The 22,748-nt window shown below is 61.7% G+C and carries 19 protein-coding genes; 11 read left to right on the top strand and 8 right to left on the bottom strand.

The window, feature by feature from the left end:
- Positions 1–95: 95 nt before the first annotated feature.
- The 4 genes from coaE to AC0CMF_RS15375 all read right to left on the bottom strand — a co-directional run bounded on the left by coaE (position 96) and on the right by AC0CMF_RS15375 (position 3,094).
- Complete coding sequence (gene coaE / locus AC0CMF_RS15390; protein WP_374629643.1) at positions 96–683, bottom strand: dephospho-CoA kinase; 588 nt, start codon at positions 681–683, stop codon at positions 96–98.
- The gene (locus AC0CMF_RS15385; RefSeq protein WP_374629642.1) at positions 680–1,522 is read right to left on the bottom strand and encodes a shikimate dehydrogenase; all 843 of its coding nucleotides are present in this window, start codon (positions 1,520–1,522) and stop codon (positions 680–682) included. The genes coaE and AC0CMF_RS15385 overlap by 4 nt, the downstream gene beginning before the upstream one ends.
- Positions 1,519–2,112, bottom strand: a complete 594-nt coding sequence (locus AC0CMF_RS15380; RefSeq protein ID WP_374629641.1) for a Maf family protein — start codon at positions 2,110–2,112, stop codon at positions 1,519–1,521. The genes AC0CMF_RS15385 and AC0CMF_RS15380 overlap by 4 nt, the downstream gene beginning before the upstream one ends.
- Before the next feature lie 133 nt (positions 2,113–2,245).
- Positions 2,246–3,094: a pyruvate, water dikinase regulatory protein gene (locus tag AC0CMF_RS15375; RefSeq protein ID WP_082675899.1), complete on the bottom strand. Its 849-nt coding sequence runs from the start codon at positions 3,092–3,094 to the stop codon at positions 2,246–2,248.
- Positions 3,095–3,527: 433 nt separating this feature from the next.
- On the opposite strand from AC0CMF_RS15375, the gene hemE reads away from it, so the two are divergent.
- From hemE to AC0CMF_RS15330, 9 genes are all read left to right on the top strand, one after another.
- On the top strand, positions 3,528–4,556 hold the full coding sequence (hemE, locus tag AC0CMF_RS15370) for a uroporphyrinogen decarboxylase (RefSeq protein WP_374629639.1): 1,029 nt from the start codon (positions 3,528–3,530) through the stop codon (positions 4,554–4,556).
- 10 nt (positions 4,557–4,566) lie between these two features.
- Positions 4,567–4,995 carry a protoporphyrinogen oxidase HemJ gene (gene hemJ / locus AC0CMF_RS15365; protein ID WP_019964308.1) on the top strand — a complete coding sequence of 143 codons (429 nt, stop codon included), beginning with the start codon at positions 4,567–4,569 and terminating at the stop codon, positions 4,993–4,995.
- Between the two features lie 281 nt (positions 4,996–5,276).
- Positions 5,277–6,542, top strand: a complete 1,266-nt coding sequence (gene rho, locus AC0CMF_RS15360; RefSeq protein ID WP_026355666.1) for a transcription termination factor Rho — start codon at positions 5,277–5,279, stop codon at positions 6,540–6,542.
- A gap of 109 nt (positions 6,543–6,651) precedes the next feature.
- Positions 6,652–7,227, top strand: a complete 576-nt coding sequence (locus AC0CMF_RS15355; RefSeq protein WP_374629637.1) for a GNAT family N-acetyltransferase — start codon at positions 6,652–6,654, stop codon at positions 7,225–7,227.
- Between the two features lie 332 nt (positions 7,228–7,559).
- Complete coding sequence (gene mnmE / locus AC0CMF_RS15350) at positions 7,560–8,912, top strand: tRNA uridine-5-carboxymethylaminomethyl(34) synthesis GTPase MnmE (RefSeq protein WP_374629636.1); 1,353 nt, start codon at positions 7,560–7,562, stop codon at positions 8,910–8,912.
- Between the two features lie 347 nt (positions 8,913–9,259).
- A complete protein-coding gene (gene mnmG, locus AC0CMF_RS15345; RefSeq protein WP_374629635.1) occupies positions 9,260–11,140 on the top strand; it encodes a tRNA uridine-5-carboxymethylaminomethyl(34) synthesis enzyme MnmG in 1,881 nt (626 codons plus the stop codon).
- Positions 11,141–11,153: 13 nt separating this feature from the next.
- Positions 11,154–11,840 carry a 16S rRNA (guanine(527)-N(7))-methyltransferase RsmG gene (rsmG, locus tag AC0CMF_RS15340; RefSeq protein WP_374629634.1) on the top strand — a complete coding sequence of 229 codons (687 nt, stop codon included), beginning with the start codon at positions 11,154–11,156 and terminating at the stop codon, positions 11,838–11,840.
- The gene (locus tag AC0CMF_RS15335) at positions 11,837–12,661 is read left to right on the top strand and encodes a ParA family protein (RefSeq protein WP_019964314.1); all 825 of its coding nucleotides are present in this window, start codon (positions 11,837–11,839) and stop codon (positions 12,659–12,661) included. The genes rsmG and AC0CMF_RS15335 overlap by 4 nt, the downstream gene beginning before the upstream one ends.
- A 110-nt stretch (positions 12,662–12,771) precedes the next feature.
- Positions 12,772–13,695, top strand: a complete 924-nt coding sequence (locus tag AC0CMF_RS15330; RefSeq protein WP_050474035.1) for a ParB/RepB/Spo0J family partition protein — start codon at positions 12,772–12,774, stop codon at positions 13,693–13,695.
- 69 nt (positions 13,696–13,764) lie between these two features.
- On the opposite strand, the gene holA is transcribed toward AC0CMF_RS15330, so the two are convergent.
- Genes holA through leuS form a run of 3 tightly spaced genes read right to left on the bottom strand, consistent with a single transcriptional unit; the run spans position 13,765 to position 17,977 of the window.
- Positions 13,765–14,808 carry a DNA polymerase III subunit delta gene (holA, locus tag AC0CMF_RS15325; RefSeq protein ID WP_374629633.1) on the bottom strand — a complete coding sequence of 348 codons (1,044 nt, stop codon included), beginning with the start codon at positions 14,806–14,808 and terminating at the stop codon, positions 13,765–13,767.
- Positions 14,809–14,820: 12 nt separating this feature from the next.
- Positions 14,821–15,384 carry an LPS assembly lipoprotein LptE gene (gene lptE / locus AC0CMF_RS15320; RefSeq protein ID WP_058898428.1) on the bottom strand — a complete coding sequence of 188 codons (564 nt, stop codon included), beginning with the start codon at positions 15,382–15,384 and terminating at the stop codon, positions 14,821–14,823.
- Entirely contained in the window at positions 15,371–17,977 is a 2,607-nt protein-coding gene (gene leuS, locus AC0CMF_RS15315; protein WP_050474037.1) for a leucine--tRNA ligase, read from the bottom strand. Before leuS ends, lptE begins: the two co-directional genes overlap by 14 nt.
- Positions 17,978–18,306: 329 nt before the next feature.
- On the opposite strand from leuS, the gene AC0CMF_RS15310 reads away from it, so the two are divergent.
- Together AC0CMF_RS15310 and acs are read left to right on the top strand one after the other, a co-directional pair.
- Positions 18,307–18,975, top strand: a complete 669-nt coding sequence (locus tag AC0CMF_RS15310; RefSeq protein WP_374629632.1) for a YggS family pyridoxal phosphate-dependent enzyme — start codon at positions 18,307–18,309, stop codon at positions 18,973–18,975.
- A 177-nt stretch (positions 18,976–19,152) separates the two neighbouring features.
- On the top strand, positions 19,153–21,090 hold the full coding sequence (acs, locus tag AC0CMF_RS15305) for an acetate--CoA ligase (RefSeq protein ID WP_374629631.1): 1,938 nt from the start codon (positions 19,153–19,155) through the stop codon (positions 21,088–21,090).
- A 96-nt stretch (positions 21,091–21,186) separates the two neighbouring features.
- Here the strand turns inward: acs and AC0CMF_RS15300 are convergent, their stop codons facing one another.
- On the bottom strand, positions 21,187–22,632 hold the full coding sequence (locus tag AC0CMF_RS15300) for a TadE/TadG family type IV pilus assembly protein (RefSeq protein ID WP_058898431.1): 1,446 nt from the start codon (positions 22,630–22,632) through the stop codon (positions 21,187–21,189).
- Between the last annotated feature and the right edge of the window lie 116 nt (positions 22,633–22,748).

The raw sequence follows: 22,748 nt of genomic DNA, 5'->3' as shown, positions 1-22,748 counted from the left end.
CGGCGTCCGCCAGTATTCCGGGGCAAGTGTGGGAACGGACGGGGCAGGACGCAAGGCTTTCCTTGGCTTTTCCCCGGCCGCTTGGCTGTTTGCGCTCAGGCTTTCCCGGAAAGCGCGCGGATGACCGAACGGACCGCCCGGCGTGCCGGGTCCAGACCGGAACCGGTCTCAATGATGAAATGCGATCGGCGGCGTTTGTCCGCATCCGGCATCTGGCGGGCCAGGATGGCATCGAGCCGCTGCACCGTCATGCCGGGACGGGCGAGGGCCCGCTCGCGCTGAACCTCTGCGGGGGCAGACACGACCACCACCGCATCCATCCGCCTTTCGCCGCCGGTCTCGAACAGCAGCGGAATATCCAGCACCACCATGCGGCGGCCTTCCGCCCTTGCCTTGGCGAGAAAGTCTGCTTCGGCCTCATGCACCAGCGGATGGATGATGGCTTCCAGCCTTGCGATGGCCTCCGGCTTGCCCAGCACCGCTTCGCCAAGACGCGTGCGGTCCACCTTGCCGTTCGCCGTGGTGCCGGGAAAGGCGGCCTCGATCAGCGGCACGGCGCGCCCGGCGTAGAGCGCATGCACGGCGGCATCGGCGTCATGCACCGGCACGCCGGCCTCGGCGAACATCTTCGCGGTGGCCGACTTGCCCATGGCGATGGACCCGGTAAGGCCGAGGCGGATCATTCCGTGACACCCAGATCCTTGAGGATGAGGCCGCGCAGCTCCGCATCCACCTCCGGCCGGATGCCGAACCAGCGCTCGAAGCCATAGACCGCCTGATGCAGCAGCATGCCGAGACCATCCACCGTGGGATTGCCCCGCTCGGAAGCCGCCTTCAGCAGATCCGTCTGCAGCGGCGAGTAGACCGCATCCGTCACCAGCGCCGTGCGGGGCAGGGGGGCAAGATCGATTTCCAGCGGCGGTTTGCCCGTCATGCCCAGCGACGTGGTGTTGACGAGGACGGAGGCTTGTCCAAGCACTGTCCCCAGCTTGTCCCACCCGTGAGCCACAACAGCGGAGCCGAAATGATCCGCGAGGATCCTGGCTTTCTCTTCGGTTCTGTTGACAACATGAACTTGCGTGAAGCCACGCGACAGCAGCGCCCAGATGACTGCACGCGCTGCGCCGCCGGCGCCCAGAACCACGGCCGTGCCGCCGGCCTTGTCCCAGCCCGGGGCCCACTGGTCGAGATTGCCCAGGAAGCCGAGCCCGTCGGTGTTGGCGCCCATCAGGCGGCCGTCTTCCAGCCAGAGCGTGTTGACGGCGCCCATGGCCTTGGCCGCAGGGTCCAGCCAGTCGCAAAGCCCGGCCACCAGCTCCTTGTGCGGCACGGTGACATTGGCGCCGGTGAGGCCAGCGGCGGCAAGATCCCGGTAGAAGGCTTCGGCCCCCTCAGGCTCGACGCCCACCCGGATATATTCCCCCTCAAGCCCGTGCTTCTTCAGCCAGTAGCCGTGAACGAGGGGCGAGCGGGAATGGGTGACGGGCCAGCCGGTGATGGCGGCGCGGCGGATGGCAGTCATGGATGGATTTCTCCCTTCTCCCGCAGGAATCCAAGAAGGGGCAGCAGCGGCAGCCCGAGAATGGTGAAATAATCGCCCTCGATCCGCTCGAACAGACGGATGCCAAGGCCTTCCAGCTGATAGCAGCCGACGCTCGACAGGGCCGCAGACCCGGCCATTGCGAGATAGGCATCAAGCTCCGCATCGCTCAAAGCGCGCATCTGCAGGCGGGCGGTGGAAACATGGCTCCAGAGCACCTCCCCACCTTTCGCCACAACCACAGACGAATGCAGCTCGTGCGTCTTGCCGGCGAGCAGCGCCAGCTGGGCGCGGGCGGCGGCAAGATCAGCGGGCTTGGTGAAGCGGGTGGAGCCGAGCCCCAGCACCTGATCGGCGCCGATCACCAGATCCCCCGGGCGGCGCAGTGCCACATCCAGCGCCTTGGCCTTGCCGAGAACAAGGGCAATTTCCTGCGGTTCGGCACCGGCTTCCAGCAGCGGGCGCTCGATCTCGCGCTCGTCCACGCCGGCCGGATCGACGGCAAAATCAAGCCCTGCATTGCGCAGAAGCGTCGCGCGGATGCTGCTGCCGCTGGCCAGAACAAGGGTCATATGGGGAATTCCTCCAGGCTTTCCGTCTTGATCTTGGAGTTTGTCAGGGAGAAGTGGGCACCGGTTTTCCCGAAAAGACAAACGAAAACAAAGAAACCAGCCTCAGTCAGGTTCAATCCCGGCCTGACTGAGGCTAGAAGCCGCCGGCTTCCCGGGCGGTCTGACGATGGTCCCGGAACAGCTCCATGATCTCGGCTGCAGTCTCTTCAATGGAGCGGCGCGTCACATCAATCAAGGGCCAGCCCTGTTCGACGCAAAGCCGGCGGGTGGCGGCAATCTCGCGGGCAATCTCCCGCCGGTCCACATAAGTGTCACCGTATCCGTCGGCATTCAGGGACAAAACCCGGTTCTGGCGGATCTGCTGGATCCGCTCCGGCGAAGCGATGAGGCCGACGACCAGCGGATAGCGGAGGCCGAGAAGCTGGTCCGGCAGGGGAATGCCGGGAACAATCGGCACGTTGGCGCATTTGATTCCACGGTTGGCGAGATAGATGCAGGTGGGTGTCTTGGAGGTGCGCGAAATGCCGACAAGAACGATATCGGCCTCTTCCAGCTTTCCGGCGATCTGCCCGTCGTCATGCATCATGGTGTAGTTCAGCGCGTCGATCCGCTTGAAATATTCCGCATCCAGCGCGTGCTGGCCGCCGATGCGCCGGGTCAGCGGCACATTGAGATAGGCCTGGAAGACGGCAAAGACCGGGTCGAGGATGTTGACGAAGGGCACACCGATCTCGCGGCAGAACCGTTCCAGACGGCCGGAGATCTCCGGATCGACGAGGGTGTAGAGCACGATCCCCGGCGCAGACTCGATCTGGGCCGTCACCCGGTCCAGCTGTTTGTGGCTGCGCACCAGCGGATAGAGATGTTCGATGGACTGCACATCGTCATACTGGACCGTCGCCGCCCGGGCGACCGTCATCAGCGTTTCGCCGGTCGAATCGGATACGAGATGGAGGTGAAAGTAGTGTGTCGACTTTCCCACAACAAAACCTCACCGCTGTTGACGGGCGGGGACAAGTCACCCTTGTGGCCCCTGGAGGCCAAAACTTATGCCCGCTGGCTCTATCTTCTTAACAGAGCGTAAATTTCCGGCAACCGGCGCCGAAACGGTTTCCGGCACATGTGGATTAACATGGGCCTGACTCGTTGCCGACAGGTTATCCACTCATGCCCAATTCCTTAAGAGATCCTTAAAAAATGGCCATCTCTCTGATTTCATTCAGGTAACAGGTTCCGTACAATTTTAATAAAATCTGTTGTCCAGAAACTGCGGCGTTTTCTCCCGGCGCGAAAATGACCTGAACCGATTGTGGACAACGAATGATCCCGGTAATCCACTCACAAGAATAAGAAACAGATTCAAATCAATCAGAGACTCCCTTTATAGGGGCCTGCCTGGGATAAAGGACAAAGCCATGAAGTCATCCGACCGTGCCGTCATGAGGGTGCTCGCAGGCGAACGCCTGTGGCCGCCTCCCATCTGGATGATGCGGCAGGCTGGACGCTATCTGCCGGAGTACCGGGAGGTCAGGGCGAAGGCGAAGAACTTCCTCGATTTCTGCTACAATCCGGATCTGGCAACGGAAGTCACGCTTCAACCGATCCGCCGCTATGGCTTTAATGCATCGATCCTGTTCTCGGACATCTTCGTCGTTCCCGATGCCATCGGCTATCCGGTTCGCTTTGAAGAGGGACGTGGTCCTGTGCTTGAGCCCTTGAGCGAAGCGATCCTTGATAAGCTGGACCAGTCACGGGCAGACAAGCACCTCGATCCCGTCATTGAGACCGTAACGCGGCTGCGCCGCGAGCTCCCTGAGGAGACAACGCTCCTTGGCTTCTGCGGTGCTCCATGGACCGTTGCGTGCTATTCGGTCGCCGGACATACGACACAGGACCAGACGGCAGCCCGTGTGGGTGCCTATCGCAATCCGGCCCTGATGCAGCGGTTCATCGACCAGCTGGTGACCGCTTCGATCCGCTATCTCATCCGCCAGCTCGATGCCGGCGCCGATGCAGTCCAGATTTTTGACACTTGGGCCGGGGTGCTGGATGAGGAAGGCTTCCGCAGGTGGTCTATCGAGCCCACCAGAGCGATTGTCGAGGGTGTGAAGGGTGCCCGCCCGGGCGCACGCATCATCGGCTTCCCGAAGGCCTCTTCGGCCCGTCTGGAGGCATATGTGGCCGGCACGGGCGTGGATGCGGTGGGTCTGGACTGGACCGCACCCGATCATGTGGCGCAGACAATCCAGAAAAAGGTTCCGGTGCAGGGCAATCTGGACCCGATGCGGCTGGTGGCCGGCGGGGCCGCGCTTGATGAGGGCATCACCCATGTTCTGAAGGCGCTGGGGCAGGGGCCGCTGATCTTCAATCTCGGCCATGGCGTAACACCTGAAACCGATCCGGCCCATGTGGCACGGATGGTCGAACGCGTCCGTCAGGGCTGAGGAGGATAAAATGGATCTCTATCTCTGGCTCAAGTCGCTGCATGTCATCTCGATCATCGCCTGGATGGCCGGGATGCTCTATCTGCCGCGTCTCTTCGTCTATCACTGCAGCGCCGAACCGGGCTCGGCCCAGTCGGAAACCTTCAAGGTCATGGAACGCCGGCTGCTGAAGGCGATCATCAACCCGGCGATGATCGCGTCCTGGATCTTCGGCCTGTGGCTTGCCTATGAAATCAATGCCTTCAGGGACGGCTGGTTCCACGCCAAGCTGACGCTGGTTCTGCTTATGAGCGGTGCCCATGGATATCTGGCAGGACGGGTGAAGGTATTCGCACGCGACGAGAACACAAAGCCTGCGAAGTTCTACCGGATCCTCAATGAAGTGCCGACGGTCCTGATGATCCTTATCGTCATTCTTGTGATTGGTAAGCCATTCTGACATGTCCGCGCTGATCTGACGCAGCGGATACAATCGATTTGACCGGCCCCGCGAGATCATAAGGCTCTTGCGGGGTTTCGTTTTAAGAGTTATGGTCCGCGTCAACTTCACGTAAGGTGCGCCGAGGCTCTCAATCCCGGATGCACCACTGCCGAAGCAAAGCCGGTTATCCCCTCGACCGGTCTTCCGTGACAGCTTCCACTTCTGTTTCCGTTTTTTCATTCCAGAACCAGAAGCGTCTTTTCACATACCCACCCTCCAACAGAGATTGATCCCTATTGATGCGGGAAATGAAACTCAAAGACCTCAAAGAGAAGACACCCACCGAGCTGCTGGCCTTCGCCGAAGAGCTCGAAGTCGAGAACGCCAGCACAATGCGCAAGCAGGAGCTGATGTTCGCCATCCTCAAGCGGCTTGCAGCCCAGGATGTTGAGATCATCGGCGAAGGTGTTGTTGAAGTACTCCAGGACGGCTTCGGTTTTCTCCGTTCGCCCGACGCAAATTATCTGCCGGGCCCCGACGACATTTATGTTTCCCCCTCGCAGATCCGGCGCTTCTCGCTTCGCACCGGCGATACGGTCGAAGGCCAGATCCGCAGCCCCAAAGAGGGCGAGCGCTATTTCGCGCTTCTCAAGGTCAACACGATCAATTTTGAAGATCCGGAAAAGACCCGCCACAAGGTGCATTTCGACAATCTGACGCCGCTCTATCCCGATGAGCGCTTCAAGATGGAAGTCGCCGACGCGGCCACCAAGGATCTTTCTTCCCGCATCATCGATCTGGTGGCACCGCTCGGCAAAGGCCAGCGCGCCCTGATCACCGCGCCGCCGCGTACCGGCAAGACGGTGTTCCTGCAGAACATCGCCAAGTCCATCACCACGAACCACCCCGAGTGCTATCTCATCGTTCTCTTGATCGATGAGCGTCCCGAAGAAGTGACGGACATGCAGCGCACCGTGAAGGGTGAAGTGGTGTCCTCCACCTTCGACGAACCGGCCGTCCGCCACGTGCAGGTGGCCGAAATGGTCATCGAGAAGGCCAAGCGCCTGGTGGAACATGGCCGCGACGTGGTCATCCTCCTCGACTCCATCACCCGCCTTGGCCGCGCCTACAACACCGTCGTGCCGTCCTCCGGCAAGGTGCTGACAGGTGGTGTGGACGCCAATGCCCTGCAGCGCCCGAAGCGCTTCTTCGGTGCAGCGCGTAACATCGAAGAGGGCGGCTCGCTCACCATCATCGCCACCGCGCTGATCGACACCGGCAGCCGCATGGACGAAGTGATCTTCGAAGAGTTCAAGGGCACGGGTAACTCCGAAATCATCCTGGACCGCAAGATCTCCGACAAGCGCGTTTATCCGGCCATCGACATCCAGCGCTCCGGCACCCGCAAGGAAGAGCTGCTGGTGCCGCCGGAGCGTCTCAAGAAGACCTTCGTTCTGCGCCGCATTCTCAACCCGATGGGCACGGTCGATGCGGTCGAGTTCCTGCTCGACAAGCTGAAGCAGACCAAGTCGAACGACGATTTCTTCGACAGCATGAACACCTGATCCGATTCGGATACGCTTCATTCAAACCCCCGGCAGGCAACGGCCGGGGGTTTTTGTTTGAGCCTATGGATTCGGTTTCGTATCAATCAGTTTCAGGAAGGAGACAGCCATGATCATCGAAACGGAACGGCTCGTGTTGCGGCCCTGGCGGGATGAGGATCTTGAACCCTTTGCCGCGCTCTGCGGCGACCCGCAGGTCATGCGCTATTTCTTGAAACCGCTGACCCTTGAGGAGACCGCAGCCCTGATCGCCCGTGCGAGGGAGAAGGAAGCCGCGGACGGCTTCTGCTTCTGGCCGGTGGAGTGCAAGGCGGATGGGGCCCTCATCGGCATGGTCGGGCTGTCGCGTCCTGTGTTTCCAGAGCCAGTGCCGTTCACGCCCTGTGTCGAGATCGGCTGGCGTCTCGCCCGGCACGTATGGGGACAGGGCTATGCCAGCGAGGCGGCGGGAGGCTGGCTTCGATTCGGTTTTGAAACGCTTCAGCTGGACGAGATCGTCGCCTTTACCGCAGTGATGAACAGGCCATCGCGCAAGGTGATGCAGCGGCTGGGCATGAGCCATGATCCGGCAGATGACTTCGATCATCCGTCCGTACCAGAGGACCGTCCACTTAGGCCGCATGTGCTCTACCGGCTTTCTCGGGAGAACTGGAAGGCTTTTGGAGCGGAACATGTTTCACGTTGATTCACGTGAAACACCCCGGTGAATGCGGGGAGGAAATGAATCGGGTCCGTGTTGAAGGTCGTCAACCCCATCGTCGTCGTCCCGGACGAGAGCGAAGCGAAGATCCGGGACCGGTGAGCCAAGGCCCATCGGCGAATATTCACAGCCAGCCAACAGGTACCCCGGCTCACCGGTCCCGGCTCAAGGCCGGGATGACGATGGAGGGGGATGAAGTGCATTTGATCCTACTCATTTGAATCGGATGTGGATTGATTGGGTGCTTCCCCCTTTGCAGGGAGGGGCGAAGCAGGTATGGGCCTTGGCATGGATTTTCAGCTGCCAAGGCTTCCCTCATGCAGGACACCATCTTTGCCCTTTCCAGCGGTGCGCTCCCTTCCGGCGTTGCCGTGATCCGGTTGAGCGGCCCGTCAGCCTTTGATGCTCTTGGCTCTCTGTGCAGCCCCATGCCGCAGCCGCGTCAGGCAGCGCTGAGGGTGCTGCGGGACCCGCAGACACAGGAGCCGCTGGATCAGGCGCTGGTGCTGACCTTTCCCGGTCCGGCCAGCTTCACCGGTGAGGATGTTGTCGAGCTTCAGTGCCACGGGGGCCGCGCAGTGGTGGCGGCCGTTCTGAAGGCGCTGGCAGAGCTGCCCGGCATGCGCCCTGCCGAACCCGGGGAGTTCACCCGCCGCGCCTTCGAGAAGGGCAGGCTGGATTTGACCGAAGTGGAAGGCCTTGCCGATCTCATCGCTGCCGAGACCGAGGCACAGCGGCGGCAGGCGTTCCGGCAGATGGATGGAGCGCTGGGGCGGCTCTATGAGGGCTGGCGCAAGCGGCTCGTTCATATGCGGGCGATGATCGAGGCAGACTTCGATTTTGCCGATGAAGAGGATGTGCCTGGCAGTGTGGCAGACACGGTCTGGGGTGAGGCCGCAGTCCTGAAGGGCGAAGTGGCAGACCATTTGAATCGGTCCCGTTCCGGTGAGCGGCTGCGCGATGGTCTGCTGGTGGTCCTGATGGGGGCGCCGAATGCCGGCAAGTCGAGCCTCCTGAATGCCATCGCCGGACGGGAGGTGGCCATCGTCACCGAAGAGGCCGGCACGACACGGGATGTCATTGAGGTGCACCTCGACCTTGATGGTTATCCGGTGACGCTCGCCGATACCGCCGGCTTGCGCAGCGGGGCAGGCCGGGTGGAGCAGGAGGGCATCCGCCGGGCAACCGAGAAGGGCCGGGCAGCAGACCTGATCCTCTGGGCGGTGGAGCCGGGTGGTCCTCTGCCGGAGGATGAAGGGCAAGGGCTGCCGGAGGCGATCCGCACTGAATCGGTTCCGGTCTGGATCGTCTCCACCAAGGCCGATCTTGAGACTCTTGCGAAACGAGACTCTTCCGGAACGATGCAGGAGTTTCCTGTATCTGTTACCAAAGGTACCGGTCTTGATGACCTGTTCAAGGCCCTTGGACGTTTTGCTTCTGATACGTTCGGAAGCGGTGAGGCGGCACTCGCGACCCGCGAACGGCACCGGCATTATCTCACTGATTGCCTGGCCGCCCTGCAGGATGCGGTGAGCCGGGATCATCTTCCGGCTGAGCTCCGGGCTGAAGACCTGCGCCGGGCCGCTGATGCGCTGGGGCGGATTACCGGCCGGATCGATGTGGAAGATCTGCTGGATGTGATTTTTCGGGAATTCTGCATCGGCAAGTGAGGCGAGGTGTTTCACGTGAATCCGGTTCGGCTCCGGTTTCGATGAATGGATCTGCCTGTTTCACGTGAATCATCTCTCCTCCGGAATGTGCCTTGAGGGTGTTTCACGTGAATCATATCTGAGCCGTGATGGATGTTTCACGTGAATCCGTTCCGGTCTCGCCTGCGTGATTCACGTGAAATAGCTTTGACCCCTGGCAGGTGATTTCCGTATAAGGAAGCCAGTTTGGCCGGTCTGTTTTCTGGTGGCTCCTTGTGAGGAGTTTCGGGTGCCGGCTGTGATTTTCTTTTGTCTGGTGATCGACGCTGGCGGGTGCAGTCATGTGCCCGTCCGGGATCGGGATTTGAATGGCGATGGATCAGTCTCTGACCTTTGATGTGGTGGTGATTGGCGGCGGGCATGCGGGCTGTGAGGCAGCTGCGGCTGCCGCGCGCATGGGTGCGCGCACGGCGCTGGTGACACACAAGTTCGAAACCATCGGTGTCATGTCCTGCAATCCGGCGATTGGTGGTCTCGGCAAGGGGCATCTCGTCCGTGAGATTGACGCGCTGGATGGTCTGATGGGACGGGTCGCCGACAGGGCAGGGATCCAGTTCCGGCTGCTGAACCGGCGCAAGGGGCCTGCGGTGCGTGGTCCCCGGGCTCAGGCGGACCGTAAGCTCTACCGGGCGGCGATGCAGGAAGAGATCCGCGCGATCCCGAACCTGATGGTCGTCGAAGGCGAGGCGCATGGCCTCGAGACCGCGAATGGCCGTGTCTCGGCAGTGACGCTGGCGGACGGCCGCCGGATCATTTGTGGCGCGGTGGTGCTGACGACCGGCACCTTCCTGCGCGGGCTCATTCATATCGGTGACCGCAAGATCCCGGCAGGCCGGGTGGGTGAGCAGCCCGCGATGGGCCTTTCGGCATCGCTGGAAGCCATCGGCTTTGCGCTCGGCCGCCTGAAGACAGGTACGCCCGCCCGCCTTGATGGCCGCACCATTGACTGGGCGCGGCTGGAGGAACAGCCGGGTGACGACGAGCCGGTGCCTTTCTCGACGTTGACAACGGGGATCACCACGCCGCAGGTGCCGTGCCACATCACCCGCACCACGGAAGAAACGCATCGCATCATCCGCGAGAACCTGCACCGCTCTGCCATGTACTCTGGCGAGATCAAGGGCAGGGGGCCGCGTTACTGCCCGTCGATCGAGGACAAGATCGTCCGCTTCGGTGACCGGGACGGGCATCAGATTTTTCTGGAGCCGGAAGGGCTGGATGATCACACGATCTATCCGAACGGCATTTCCACCTCGCTGCCGGAAGATGCCCAGCATGCGTTCCTGCGCAGCATCCCCGGTCTTGAAAAGGTCGAGGTGCTGCAGATCGGTTATGCCATCGAATATGATCACGTCGATCCGCGCGAGCTGAAGACGACGCTGGAGGCCAAGCGCTGCAAGGGGCTGTTCCTGGCCGGTCAGATCAATGGCACCACCGGCTATGAAGAGGCAGGCGCGCAAGGCCTACTCGCCGGTCTCAATGCCGCGCTTGTGGCATCGGGCGGCTCGCGCGATTTCGTGGTGGACCGGGGGCAGGGCTATATCGGCGTGATGGTCGATGACCTCGTCACCCGCGGCATCACCGAGCCCTACCGCATGTTCACCTCGCGGGCGGAATACCGTCTGTCGCTGCGTGCCGACAATGCGGATCAGCGGCTGACACCTGCAGGTCTTAAGCTTGGCTGTATCGGCAGTGAGCGGCGTCAGGCTTTTGATGCAAAGCTCGGCAAGCTTGAGGCGGCCCGCGAGCTGATGCAGGGTCTGACCGTAACCCCGTCGCAGGCGGCAAAACATGGCTTGCCGGTCAATCAGGACGGGGTGCGCCGCAGTGCCTTCGATCTGCTGGCCTATCCGGACATGACCATTGACCGGCTCTTCGGTGTGTGGCCGGAGCTGGCAGGCGTAGAACCTGCCATTGCCGAACAGGTGGCGACGGATGCGCTCTACTCGGTCTATCTCGACCGGCAGGCTTCTGACATTGCCGCTCTGCGCCGGGATGAGGCGCTGGCCATTCCGGAGGACTTTGATTTCTCCGCTCTCGCCGGTCTGTCGAACGAAGTCCGGCAGAAGCTGGAACTGGTGCGGCCCGGCACAATGGGGCAGGCGGCGCGCATGGATGGTATGACGCCTGCCGCGCTGACACTGCTTCTGTCTCAAGTGAAGCGGCATGAACGCCGCGGCGCCGCCTGAAGGACCTGTGGATATGGCTGTGAAAAACCTGAGGGATGGCCCCCAGATCCTGCAAGAGTTTGCTTCTGTTTCACGTGAAACTGAGGAGAGGCTGAAGATCTATGTGGATCTTGTGCTGCGCTGGCAGCCGGCCCAGAACCTGATTGCGCCTTCGACCATTCCGGAGATCTGGCGGCGGCACGTGGCGGACAGCCTGCAGCCGCATCTGTGCCGGCCGGAGGCGAAGCGATGGGTGGACCTCGGCAGCGGGGCAGGCTTTCCCGGCATCGTCACGGCCATCCTCCTGGCCGATGTGCCGGAGGCCCACGTCTATTTCGTCGAGAGCAATCAGCGCAAGGCAGCCTTCTTGCGCACGGCGTTGCGCGAGACCGGCTCGAAGGGCACGGTGATGCCGGAGCGGATCGAATCGGTGGCGCAACAATGGCCCCATGGCAAGGTGGATGCAGTTTCGGCCCGGGCGCTGGCTTCTCTGGCGGAGCTTCTGGACTATTCCCATCCCTTCCTCGCGGAGGGAGCTGTGGCTGTTTTCCACAAAGGGCGCGATTTTCAGCGGGAGATTGATGAAGCGTCTCACGCCTGGAGTTTTGATCTGGTAGAACGGACCAGTCTCATTGATCCCGAGAGCCGCATGCTGACCCTCTCCAGCGTGTCGCCCCGATCCAACGAGGCCGGTTCCATCAAGGAAGGATCCCATAGATGAGCAGGCTTCCTGAATTGCCGCGCGTGCTGGCTTTGGCCAATCAGAAGGGCGGTGTGGGCAAGACCACGACTGCCATCAACCTTGGCACCGCGCTGGCTGCCATTGGCGAACGCGTTCTGGTGATCGATCTCGATCCGCAGGGTAACGCTTCCACCGGTCTTGGCATTGACCGGCGCGACCGGAATCTCTCGACCTATGACGTGCTCTGCGGCGATTGTTCGCTGGAAGAGGCGGTGAAGGAAACGGCCGTGCCGCGCCTCTGGGTCGCGCCGTCCACCATGGACCTTCTCGGCCTAGAGTTGGAGATCGCTTCCAGCGCCGACCGGGCCTACCGGCTGCGCAAGGCCATCGAGCGGTTTGCAACGTCGGCGCTGTTTGCGGAGCTGAAGTTCACCTATGTGCTGGTGGACTGCCCGCCCTCGCTGAACCTGCTGACGATCAACGCCCTGTCGGCGTCGCACTCCATTCTGGTGCCGCTGCAGTGCGAGTTCTTCGCTCTGGAAGGTCTGTCGCAGCTGCTGTCCACGGTGGAGCAGGTGCGCAATGCGCTGAACAACGAGCTGACCATCCATGGCATCGTCCTGACCATGTATGACAGCCGCAACAACCTCTCCAGCCAGGTGGTGGCGGATGTGCGCGAGACGATGGGGGATGCGGTCTATGAGACCATCATCCCGCGCAACGTGCGTATCTCGGAAGCCCCGTCCTATGGCAAGCCGGCGCTGCTTTATGATCTGAAATGCGCAGGCAGCCAGGCCTATCTGCGGCTGGCGTCCGAGATCATCCAGCGCGAGCGGGAGCTGCGGAAAGTGGCGGCCTGAGGCTGACGGCACAGGCTTGAAAGTTTCATGGAACGCGGAGCAAAGCCCCTGTGAGGGCAGGGCCCGCGTTCTTTCATTCGTATGATGTGACGCGCAAGCGGAGAAGACCAATGGCGGAAGAAGGCGGACGCAACAAGCGGCTGGGACGCGGGCTGGCAGCCCTGATCGGTGATGCGGGCATTACCACGGCTGCAGAACCGGCGGCACAGAGCGCGGACAAGGCGCCGCCGCGGGACTCGCGCAAGGTGCCGGTCGAATTCCTTGAGCCGAACCCGCGCAACCCGCGCAAGACCTTCGTGGAGAAGGATCTGACGGAACTGACCGACTCCATCCGGGAGAAGGGCATCATCCAGCCGATCCTCGTGCGCCCGGCGGCGGGCAAGCCGAACCATTTCGAGATCATCGCCGGTGAACGCCGCTGGCGGGCGGCGCAGCGCGCAGGCCTGCATGAAGTGCCGGTGATCATCCGCGACATCACCGATCAGGAAGCGCTGGAACTGGCGATCATCGAGAACGTGCAGCGCGCGGATCTCAACCCGATCGAAGAGGCGCTCGGCTATGAGCAGCTGACGGCCGAGTTCAACTACAGCCAGGGCGAGCTTGCCAAGCTCATCGGCAAGAGCCGCAGCCACGTGGCCAACACCCTGCGCCTGCTGAAGCTGCCCAATGCGGTGAAGGATTATCTGTCCGAAGGCCTGATTACCGCCGGCCATGCCCGGGCGCTGATCACGCTGGAGGATCCTTCGGCTCTGGCCGAGCTGATCGTGGAGAAGGGCCTGTCCGTACGCGAAGCGGAGAAGCTGGCGCAGGACCCGGAAATCCTCTCCAAGCTCTCCGGTCCCAAGGACCCGGTAACCCGGGCCGAAAAGGACGCAGACACCCGTGCTCTTGAAAAGCGGCTGACCGATACGCTGGGCCTCAAGGTCGCCATCGGCCACAAGCCGGGCAAGGATGCGGGCGAGCTGAAGATCAAATATGCCTCGCTGGAGCAGCTGGATGAGCTGTGCCGCAAGCTGGGCATCGAGACACGTTAACAGGCGTTAACGAATTCGAATCGGAAGCGGTCCGGATGTAAATCCGGGCCGTTTTTATTTCGGGGAAGATCAGCGGCGGGCGGCGCTGCGGGCGCGGGCGACGCGGGCGAGGGTCAGTAGCGTTTCGGACAGGACCGGCATGCCGATCCGGTCATTCAGGCGGGCGGTGCGCATGGTTTCTGCAAGCCGTGTCATGGCCCGTTCCAGATCGGGCGCGGCCCAGATGGACAGCTGGCGGGTGAGGGCAGCCTTGCGCTTGAAGAACACCGGCGGCTTGACGTTTTCGATGATGGCGGCGGCCTGTCCGCCGGAATCCACGTCTGCCCGCAGCCGGTGCAGCCACTGGAAGTGGCCGAGCACCTGACCGGCGATGACGGAGGCATTGCTGCCAGCTGCTTCCAGCCGTTCAAGGCCGTGATCAAGGGCGGCAAGGTCGCCGCCTGCAGCCGCATCAATCAGCTCCGATAGCTCGAAGGACGAGGCATCGCCGATGATGGCTTCGATGTCGTCCGTCTCGATACGGCCCTTGCCGAGGGCATAGAGGCACAGTTTGCGCAGCTCGCCCCGGCTGGCCATCCGGTCACCGCCCAGAAGCCCGTGCAGGCTCTGGCGCGCCTCACGGCTGATGGTAAGGCCGGCAAGGCGGGTTTCCTCGTCTATGAGCGCTTCCAGGTCACGGGCGGTGTCGGCATAGCAGGGAATGGCAACAGCGCGCTTGTCGGCCTCGAAAAGCTTGCGCAGGCCCGTTCCTTTCTTGAGATCTCCGGCTTCGATGACGACGACAGCCGGGCAATCCGTGAGGGCAAGGACCGGCGTGACGGCCGGAGACAGGTTCTTGCCACCGCCATCCTTGACCCAGATGGTGCGCTTGCCGCCGAAGAGGGGAATGGTCAGGGCCTCGTCGATCAGACGATTCGGGTCTGAAACGATGTCACCGGCATCGATCTTGGCGAGGCTGAAGGGATCGTTGTTGCCGTCGCTGACGGCGGCCACAAGGGCCTGGGCCCGCTCGGACACCAGGCCCGTGTCAGGGCCATAGATGAGGATCGCGTGGACGCTGGCCGGAGGCTTGGCGACAAACCTGTCAATGTCACCGGCTTTGAGCGCGACCACGGAAACCTGTCCTTACTTGCGCGTGGCGAAATAGCCGGCAAGGCGTGCCGTCATGTCCTGTGCCACCTGCTTGGCCACACGCTCTTCCGCATCCCGCTGGGCGCGCAGGTTGGCAAAACGCTGGCTGGAGAAGTCATAGGACGCACTGGCAAAGGACTTGCCGGTCATCAGCGTACGCTGTGTCGCCCTTTCATAGAGCACGAAGGTGACATTCATCGTCATCGTATAGGAGGCCGGGACATCGGCCAGCTGCTCGACGCCAATGGACGTGGAGCTGACATTGCCGACGAGTCTCAGGTCATATTTCTTTTCTGCCGTTGAATTGCCGCGCTCGAAGTTGAACATCAGCTCCGTCAGAAGCACCCGCCTCGTATTGGGACCGAGCGTATCGATCGTGTCGATCCGGATGGCTGCCAGGTCATTCTGCACATGGGACGCCGTTGAGGCATCACCGGGTGTCAGGCTGCCATAGAGCGGGCGCACCTGGCAGCCGCCCAGAAGGGCGGCGCCGGCAACGAGCAGGGCAAGGGTCAGTTTGGTGCCGCCAGTGCGGCCAGAGGCGTTAGGCAACGACATTCACGATCCTTTGCGGCACCACGATGATCTTGCGGGGCGGGCGCCCTTCGAGCGCCTTCTGGACGAAATCCTGGGCCAGAGTAGCTGCTTCGACCACCTCGTTGGAAGCGTCTCGTGCAACGGTGATCTCGCCCTTCTTCTTGCCGTTGATCTGGATCGGCAGGACGATGCTGTCTTCGACGAGCAGGCTTTCGTCCACGGCCGGCCAGCTGGCTTCGGCAACGAGGCCGGTGTGACCCAGTTCCTTCCAGCATTCCTCGGCCAGATGCGGCATCATCGGGGCCATCATCATCACGAGGCATTCGGCTGCTTCGCGCGCTGACCATGACACGTCCTCGAAGGTCAGTCCGCCATGCACCGTCTTGCCGATCTGGTTGACCAGCTCATAGATGCGGGCGACGGCCCGGTTGAAGGACAGGGTCTCGATGTCCTTCGAGACGGCTGCCAGCGTCTTGTGTGTGGCGCGGCGCAGTTCCAGCGCGCCATCGCTGAACTCCGGTGCCGTGCTGCTGCGGGCCGGGGTGGCGGCGATCTCGCCCACGAGGCGCCAGACGCGCTGGACGAAACGCCAGGCACCCTGAACGCCTTCCTCGGTCCAGATCACGTCACGCTCGGGGGGCGAATCCGACAGCATGAACCAGCGGGCCGTATCGGCGCCGTAGGTCTCGATGATGTCGGTCGGGTCCACCGTGTTCTTCTTCGACTTCGACATCTTTTCGATGGAGCCGATGGTGACCGGAGCGCCGGTGGCAACTTCCACGGCGCTGCGCTCGGCACCTTCCACAAAGCGGATCTCGGCCGGGCTCAGCCACTTGCCTTCCGCGCTCTTGTAGGTTTCGTGCGTCACCATGCCTTGCGTAAAGAGGCCCTTGAACGGCTCCTTCAGATCAAGGGCGCCGACCTTCTGCATCGCGCGGGTGAAGAAGCGCGAGTAGAGCAGGTGCAGGATCGCATGTTCGATGCCGCCGATATACTGGTCCACGGGCAGCCAGCCGTTGGCGGCAGCCGGATCGGTCGGCTGATCGCACTGCGGGGCGGTGAAGCGGGCGAAATACCAGGAGCTGTCCACGAAGGTGTCCATGGTGTCGGTTTCGCGCCGGGCCGGCTTGCCGCATTTCGGGCAGCTGCAGTCACGCCAGGTGGGGTGGCGGTCCAGCGGGTTGCCCGGCTTGTCGAAGTTGATGTCGTCCGGCAGCTTGACCGGCAGGTTCGCATCATTCTCCGGCACCACGCCGCAGTCATCGCAGTGGATCACCGGGATCGGGCAGCCCCAGTAGCGCTGGCGCGAGATGCCCCAGTCGCGCAGGCGGTAGTTCACCTGACGGGCAGCCTGAGGGGCGCCATCGATCTCGATGGCTTCCAGCTTCTTCGCCACCGTGTCCTTGGCGTCCGCAATGCTGAGGCCGTCGAGGAAACCGGAATTGAAGATGGTGCCGTCATCCGTATAGGCCACATCTGCGACGGTGAAGCTGGCCGCATCCGCGTCCTTCGGCAGCACCACGGGGCGCACCGGCAGGCCGTATTTGCGGGCAAAGTCGAGGTCGCGCTGATCGTGAGCCGGGCAGGCGAAGATGGCGCCGGTGCCGTAGTCCATCAGGATGAAGTTGGCGATATAGACCGGCAGCTCGATGGACGCATCCAGCGGATGCTTGACGCGCAGGCCCGTGTCGATGCCCTTCTTCTCTGCCGTCTCGATGGCTTCTGCCGAGGTGCCGATGCGGCGGCATTCCTCGATGAAGGCTGCAATCTGCGGATTGGTTTCGGCGAGCTTTGCCGAAACCGGATGGTCCGGCGACAGGCCCATGAAGGACGCGCCGAACAGAGTGTCCGGACGGGTGGTGAAGATTTCGAGGGTCTTGTCACCGGTCGGAGCAGGAGTTGTGAACTCGAAGCGGACGCGCAGGCCTTCCGACTTGCCGATCCAGTTCTTCTGCATCAGCCGGACCTTTTCCGGCCAGCGGTCGAGCGTGTCGATCGCTTCCAGCAGATCCTCGGAATAATCGGTGATCTTGAAGAACCACTGGGTCAGTTCGCGCTGCTCGACCAGAGCACCGGAGCGCCAGCCGCGGCCGTCGATCACCTGCTCGTTGGCCAGCACGGTCATGTCGACCGGGTCCCAGTTCACCTTGGACTTCTTGCGGTAGACGAGACCGGCCTCAAGGAACTTCAGGAACAGGCGCTGCTGCTGGGTGTAATATTCCACGTCGCAGGTGGCGAACTCGCGGCTCCAGTCCAGCGACAGGCCCATGATCTTGAGCTGGCCGCGCATGAAGGCGATGTTTTCGTAGGTCCAGTCCTTGGGATGGACGTTGTTCTGCATGGCGGCGTTTTCGGCCGGCATGCCGAAGGCGTCCCAGCCCATCGGGTGCAGAACGTTGAAGCCTCTGGCGCGCTTGTAGCGGGCAACCACATCGCCCATGGCATAATTGCGCACGTGGCCCATGTGGATGCGGCCGGACGGATAGGGGAACATCTCCAGCACGTAGTATTTCTCGCGCGGATCGTCGTTGGACGTCTTGAACACGTCCTTCTCATCCCAGAGCTTCTGCCAGCGCGCTTCCACTTCGCGCGCGTTATAGCGTTCCGTTGCCATCAATTCCGCCGTTTCAACCCCTGCGCCTCAGGGCGCATGAACCAAGACCCCGCGCGCGGTCAGCGCGCAAACCGTAAATTCGCGCGCGGGAGAGCGCGCAAACCAGATGTCTGCGCGCCGGGAGGCGGCGCACAAACCAAAAACATGTCTGCGGGACTGTCACCAGAAATTCCCTCATGGGTCAACACGGTTGGCAGGAAAAGCGGCTTATTTCGCAGGCGCGTCAGGCCATGGCCCGGCTCAACTCTTGAAACCGGCCTTGCCCGCACCCTATACCATGGCCGGATTGGCATTCTTCGGCCCGTTTCCCTTGCGATCAGGATCATGACATGGCTCACAGCGCCGCCGCCCAGCTCAACGATGTGCTCTCCGGTATCCGCGAGGCGGAGGCCGCGCATGGCCGGGAGGCAGGCAGCGTCTGCCTGGTGGCCGTGTCCAAGACCTTCGAGGCGGAAGATATCCGCCCGGTGCTGGACGCAGGCCAGCGCGTCTTCGGCGAAAACCGGGTGCAGGAAGCCATGGGCAAGTGGCCGCAGCTGCGGACGGAGTATCCCGGCATCGAACTGCATCTCATCGGTCCGCTGCAGTCCAACAAGGCGAAGGAGGCGGTTGCCACCTTCGACGTGATCCACACCATCGACCGGGAGAAGATCGCCCGGGCGCTGAAGGCCGAAATGACGGCGCAGGGCAGGGACCTGCCGTGTTTCATTCAGGTCAACACCGGGGAGGAGCCGCAGAAGGCCGGCATCGCGCCGAAGGAGACGGATGACTTCATCCGTTTGTGCCGGGAAGAGATCGGCCTCAACGTGATTGGCCTGATGTGTATCCCGCCCGTGGATGAGGCGCCCGGCCCGCATTTCGCGCTGCTGGAAAAGATCGCCCGCCGCAATGGGTTGACGCAGCTTTCCATGGGCATGTCGTCCGACTATGAGATTGCTGTTTCCTTCGGCGCCACCCATGTGCGCGTCGGTTCGGCCATCTTTGGAGGCAGAGGTTAAACGGATCCTGCCGCAGCAATCCCGGCATTATGTAGCAGTTCCGATGCAAGTCACGGCAGACTCTACGAAAGTTCGAGCGATCCCGTATAGACCTGCCTGCATCCCGGCAGCATAATGCGCCCGGAATGCGGGCTGCCGCCAAGAGCATGCCCGCCTGTTTCATCCTGGGAGGAAGGCATGTCGGATAACGTTTTTCCGGTTCCGGCCGAAGTCGCATCGCGTGCGCTCGCCGATAACGCCAAATATCTGGAAATGTACCGGAAATCGGTTGATGATCCTGCAGGCTTCTGGGGGGAGCACGGCAAGCGCATCGACTGGATCAAGCCCTTCAGCAAGGTCAAGAACACCTCTTACGACCCGCACAATGTCTCGATCAAATGGTTCGAGGACGGCACGCTGAACGTCTCGGCCAACTGCATCGACCGGCATCTGGAGACGCGCGGCGATCAGCCGGCGATCATCTGGGAAGGTGATGATCCGGCGGACCACAAGATCATCACCTACAAGGACCTGCACCGCGAGGTCTGCACCTTCGCCAATGTGCTGCTGGCCCATGGGGTGAAGAAGGGCGACCGGGTGACCATCTATCTGCCGATGATCCCGGAAGCGGCCTATGCGATGCTGGCCTGCGCCCGCATTGGCGCGGTCCACTCCATCGTCTTTGGCGGCTTCTCGCCGGACAGCCTGGCGCAGCGCATTGCCGACTGCAAGTCCACCTGCCTGATTACGGCCGATGAAGGCCTGCGCGGCGGCCGCACCGTGCCGCTGAAGCTCAATGCCGACCGGGCGGCCGACAAGGCGCCAGTGGATACGATGATCGTGGTGAAGCGCACGGGCGGCGCCGTTGCCATGACCGGTGGCCGCGATGTCTGGTATCACGAGGAAGCGGCCAAGGTTTCTGCCGAAAACACCCCGGCGGAGATGAATGCGGAAGATCCGCTGTTCATTCTCTACACCTCAGGCTCCACCGGCAGCCCCAAGGGCGTGCTGCACACCAGCGGCGGCTATCTCGTCTATGCCTCGATGACGCATCAATATGTCTTCGACTATCACGACGGCGATATCTACTGGTGCACGGCGGATGTGGGCTGGGTCACCGGCCACAGCTACATCGTCTATGGCCCGCTCGCCAATGGCGCGACGACGCTGATGTTCGAGGGCATTCCGACCTATCCGAACGCAGGCCGTTTCTGGGACGTGGTGGACAAGCACAAGGTCAACATTTTCTACACCGCGCCGACGGCGATCCGCTCCCTCATGGGGGCAGGGGACGAGCATGTCACCCGCACCTCGCGCGAAAGCCTGCGCCTTTTGGGCTCGGTCGGCGAGCCGATCAATCCGGAAGCCTGGATGTGGTATTACAACGTGGTCGGTGACAAGCGCTGCCCGATCGTGGATACTTGGTGGCAGACGGAAACCGGCGGCATTCTGATCACGCCGCTGCCGGGCGCAACGCCGCTGAAGCCGGGTTCGGCGACGCGGCCCTTCTTCGGGGTCCAGCCGGCGGTGGTCGATGCGGAAGGCAACATTCTGGACGGGGCGACGGAGGGCAATCTCGTCATCCTCGACAGCTGGCCCGGCCAGATGCGCACGGTCTATGGTGACCATGAGCGTTTCGTGCAGACCTATTTCTCCACCTACAAGGGCATGTATTTCACCGGGGATGGCTGCCGCCGCGATGCGGATGGCTATTACTGGATCACGGGGCGCGTCGATGACGTGATCAACGTCTCTGGCCACCGGATGGGTACGGCCGAGGTGGAAAGCGCGCTGGTGGCCCATCCCAAGGTCTCTGAGGCGGCTGTCGTCGGCTATCCGCACGACATCAAGGGGCAGGGCATCTATGCCTATGTCACGCTGATGGCGGGCGAGGAACCCAGCGAGGCGCTGCGCAAGGAACTGGTGGCGCATGTGCGCAAGGAAATCGGCCCGATTGCCTCGCCCGATCTCATCCAGTTTGCCCCCGGCCTGCCGAAGACCCGCTCCGGCAAGATCATGCGCCGCATTCTGCGCAAGATCGCCGAGGACAGCTTCGAGAACCTGGGCGACACGTCCACTTTGGCCGATCCTGCGGTGGTGGATGACCTGATCGAGAACCGGCAGAACCGGGCCTGATCCTCTCCGGTGCACTCGATCCCTACCATGAAAGCATCAAGGGCCCGCGCTGCGGGCCCTTTGTCTTCAGCCATGCCCTTTCCCGTGGGCGGGGGATCACTTGGACAGATAGATCGACTGGATCTGGCGCGCAATATTGGAGAAGGCGTTGATCAGGGTCTTGCTGTCTGTCGCCTTGAAATAGGTGGTTGCCTCGCTGGTGGCGCAGTATTTCATCAGCCTTTCCGATGACGGCAGTGAGCCCGAGGTATTCTGGAAGAGAACCGTATAGATCGTGATGTTCTTCGCCTTCATGGCATCGCAGAAACTGCGTGCGCGAACCGCTGGCGGGTCGCTATATGTTGCGTCATTAAAATATTGACCAAGCCAGTATTGTTTTGCAGATGTGCTGCATCCGCTGGTTAATGTCTCGTATATCCAATAATATCCGCTTCTCGTTGTATGATTGCTCCAGCCTTTATAGGACGGACTCCTTGTTGTGTAGCCAGACCTCGTCCGGCAGACATCTCTTGTCAGCAAGGTCTTGTCATAAAAATCGTTGAAGTCGCCGTCAGTCATGATGAGCGCGATCTTCTTGACCTTGTTGCTGCCATAGGCGGAGGGTGCACTGGCGGATGGCCAGAGGTTAGACCAGTTTGGCGACAGCGTGTACCAGCCCCAGGCGATGCCGATCTGGCCCGCAGTGCCGCCGCTGGCAACCAGATTCTTGATGGCTGTTTTCAAGTTGTTTGCGGAACTGGTCAGGGGCAGCAGTGATGAGCCGGAGGAGCAGGCGTTGGAGCCACCGCCGAAGAACTCTGAGTTTGTGTCGTTATAATTATAGGCTGCATCGGTAAATTGCTGAGGGCCCATGCGTTCCGTCACGCAATTGGCGCCGAGGGCAGCACCATTTGTGACGGTCTTGGCGTAGCTGCCGAGATTGACACCCTGGCTATAGGGAACAAGCGAAATGCGAACCTTTGACAGGGAATTGCTGGTCTGATCGGCCAGCAGAATGTCAACCACACTGTTTGCTGCTGATTTCAGCGCGTCCATGTCTTCCGACATGGATCCTGTAACGTCAACGATCAGCGACAGCTCCACATCGAACCTGGAATAGGTGGATTGCGAGGAGGAACGTACCGGTATTGTCTCGGGGCCGATGCCGCCGATGGAGATGAAATAGGTATCGATCGTTCCGGTGACATTGGCGGTGATGATGCCCTCTGCCGGATCAAGCGTATAGCTGAGATTTGCCAGCCGGACCTTGTCGACGCCTGTCGATGTCAGATTGGCATTGAAGGCAGATTCCAGCGATGACCTGATCTGGCTTTCGGTCAGTACGGTGGTTGAAAGCTGGCGGGCGACGCTCAGAACGGCGGCGTCCAGCGCATTCGCAACTGCGCTGCGGACGATAACGGCACGGCCATAATCGGCGCCGGAGCCGGCTATCACGATCATGATGACGATCAGGAAGGCCGCCAGGGGCAGGATGGAGCCATCCTTCTTCCGGCCGAACTGGCGCATCTTCCGCAGAAGCTGGCGGATCCTGGATCTGCACATGGGTGAACTCCAAAGGTTTTCTGGAGTTCATATTCATCGGAATCCATTGCGCAACACTAAAATTATAGTCAATTCGGATCGAAAATCGAACCTTGGTTTATGAGTGTTTAAGCAGT

This window comes from Pannonibacter sp. CBAS1226 (assembly GCF_055685825.1).
This window is presented reverse-complemented; position numbering and strand designations above follow the sequence as displayed.

Excerpts from the sequence above, each read along its gene's own strand:
- rsmG (WP_374629634.1), top strand. The coding sequence starts at position 11,154 with ATGGCTGTGAAAAACCTGAGGGATGGCCCCCAGATCCTGCAAGAGTTT.
- coaE (WP_374629643.1), bottom strand. The coding sequence starts at position 683 with ATGATCCGCCTCGGCCTTACCGGGTCCATCGCCATGGGCAAGTCGGCC.
- mnmE (WP_374629636.1), top strand. The coding sequence starts at position 7,560 with ATGCAGGACACCATCTTTGCCCTTTCCAGCGGTGCGCTCCCTTCCGGC.
- leuS (WP_050474037.1), bottom strand. The coding sequence starts at position 17,977 with ATGGCAACGGAACGCTATAACGCGCGCGAAGTGGAAGCGCGCTGGCAG.
- acs (WP_374629631.1), top strand. The coding sequence starts at position 19,153 with ATGTCGGATAACGTTTTTCCGGTTCCGGCCGAAGTCGCATCGCGTGCG.
- AC0CMF_RS15335 (WP_019964314.1), top strand. The coding sequence starts at position 11,837 with ATGAGCAGGCTTCCTGAATTGCCGCGCGTGCTGGCTTTGGCCAATCAG.
- AC0CMF_RS15355 (WP_374629637.1), top strand. The coding sequence starts at position 6,652 with ATGATCATCGAAACGGAACGGCTCGTGTTGCGGCCCTGGCGGGATGAG.
- AC0CMF_RS15330 (WP_050474035.1), top strand. The coding sequence starts at position 12,772 with ATGGCGGAAGAAGGCGGACGCAACAAGCGGCTGGGACGCGGGCTGGCA.
- AC0CMF_RS15310 (WP_374629632.1), top strand. The coding sequence starts at position 18,307 with ATGGCTCACAGCGCCGCCGCCCAGCTCAACGATGTGCTCTCCGGTATC.
- mnmG (WP_374629635.1), top strand. The coding sequence starts at position 9,260 with ATGGCGATGGATCAGTCTCTGACCTTTGATGTGGTGGTGATTGGCGGC.
- AC0CMF_RS15300 (WP_058898431.1), bottom strand. The coding sequence starts at position 22,632 with ATGTGCAGATCCAGGATCCGCCAGCTTCTGCGGAAGATGCGCCAGTTC.
- hemE (WP_374629639.1), top strand. The coding sequence starts at position 3,528 with ATGAAGTCATCCGACCGTGCCGTCATGAGGGTGCTCGCAGGCGAACGC.
- hemJ (WP_019964308.1), top strand. The coding sequence starts at position 4,567 with ATGGATCTCTATCTCTGGCTCAAGTCGCTGCATGTCATCTCGATCATC.
- AC0CMF_RS15385 (WP_374629642.1), bottom strand. The coding sequence starts at position 1,522 with ATGACTGCCATCCGCCGCGCCGCCATCACCGGCTGGCCCGTCACCCAT.
- lptE (WP_058898428.1), bottom strand. The coding sequence starts at position 15,384 with ATGTCGTTGCCTAACGCCTCTGGCCGCACTGGCGGCACCAAACTGACC.
- rho (WP_026355666.1), top strand. The coding sequence starts at position 5,277 with ATGCGGGAAATGAAACTCAAAGACCTCAAAGAGAAGACACCCACCGAG.
- AC0CMF_RS15380 (WP_374629641.1), bottom strand. The coding sequence starts at position 2,112 with ATGACCCTTGTTCTGGCCAGCGGCAGCAGCATCCGCGCGACGCTTCTG.